At 67.6% G+C, this 1117-nt stretch carries 2 protein-coding genes; both read right to left on the reverse strand.

Annotation, left to right across the window (positions count from 1 at the left end; translation table 11 throughout):
• Positions 1-27 precede the first annotated feature (27 nt).
• A complete protein-coding gene (locus R5W23_RS09205) occupies positions 28-639 on the reverse strand; it encodes a transposase (protein ID WP_320686079.1) in 612 nt (203 codons plus the stop codon).
• Positions 640-654: 15 nt separating this feature from the next.
• Positions 655-1062: a winged helix-turn-helix domain-containing protein gene (locus tag R5W23_RS09210; protein WP_320686080.1), complete on the reverse strand. Its 408-nt coding sequence runs from the start codon at positions 1060-1062 to the stop codon at positions 655-657.
• Positions 1063-1117 lie beyond the last annotated feature (55 nt).

A 1117-nucleotide genomic window follows, 5' to 3' on the forward strand; every position in this document is an offset into this window, starting at 1 on the left:
TACTGCGTCCCGGGTAGTTAACGTTCCCTACTTAGCAGCCATTGATAGGCTCGGCAGTCGTGCTTCCCGGATGAATGCCTTCAACAGGTTCGGGGAGGACTTCGCGGTGCCCAACTCGTCGATCACATGGTCCCACAACTCGTCCGTGTCGTTGGCCGCCAGGTTGGACAGTCGCCCGTACTTGGTCCACCCCCACACGCCCTCGTCCGGGTTCAGGTCCGGAGCGTACCCCGGGAACTTCTCGGTCACCACCCCCGGGTGCCCCGCCAGCCACGCCCGCACGAACCCGGACTTATCGTGGATCGCCCCGCGGTCCCAGACGACCGTCAACGGCCCCAACCGGCGGTGCAGGTCGGCCAGGAACGCCACCACCTGCTCGGCGTGGACGGTGTGGTCGAACACCTCGAAGAACAGGTTCGGGCGAGCCACCACCGGGCTGACGGTAATGGCACGGATCGCCGACAGTCGATCCCGACGGTCCCACCCCGCCAGGACCGGGGTCTTCCCCCGCGGGGCCAGGGTGCGACGGACGGTCGGCGTCAGGAAGAACCCGGACTCGTCCAGGAAAACCAAGTGGGCCGTGCGGCGGAACGCGTCCCGGACGATCCGGGGGAACTCGTCACCGACCCACCTCGCCACCTCCTTGTCGTTCCGCTACCGGGCCTTCCGCCGGGGCTTCTGGCTGGTCCACCCGAGTCGCCGCTTGAGGATCTCCCGGACGTGTTCCGGGTGGTACCGGATATGGAACTCGTGCTCGATCAACCGGGCGACCCGTGCCGCCGTCCAGAGCTGGTTGTGCCACCCGTGGGCCTTGGCCCCCTGGAGCAGGAGCTCGGCCAATCGCTTGAGGTCGGCGTCCGTCAGGCCTGGGGTCGGGCCCGGGTGGACCTTGGCCGCCACGCCGCCGGGTGTGCGTGCGGCCCGGACCCAGCGGGACACGGTCTTGACGTGAACCCCCAGGACCGTCGCGACCGTCTGGCGGGCCTGACCGTCCGCAACAGCTTGTACCGCCTGCTGACGGCGGCGTTCCAGTTCGACAGGCGTTCCGATGGGTCTGCTCATACCAGTTAGAGAGCATCCGTGACCAAAGGGTGCGTTAACTACCCGGGACGCAGTA

Source organism: Gemmata algarum (genome assembly GCF_034097035.1).
GTDB classification, from domain to species: domain Bacteria; phylum Planctomycetota; class Planctomycetia; order Gemmatales; family Gemmataceae; genus Gemmata; species Gemmata algarum.

Bases quoted from the DNA above. Each gene is read 5' to 3' on its own strand.
- R5W23_RS09210 (WP_320686080.1), bottom strand. From the start codon at position 1,062: ATGAGCAGACCCATCGGAACGCCTGTCGAACTGGAACGCCGCCGTCAG.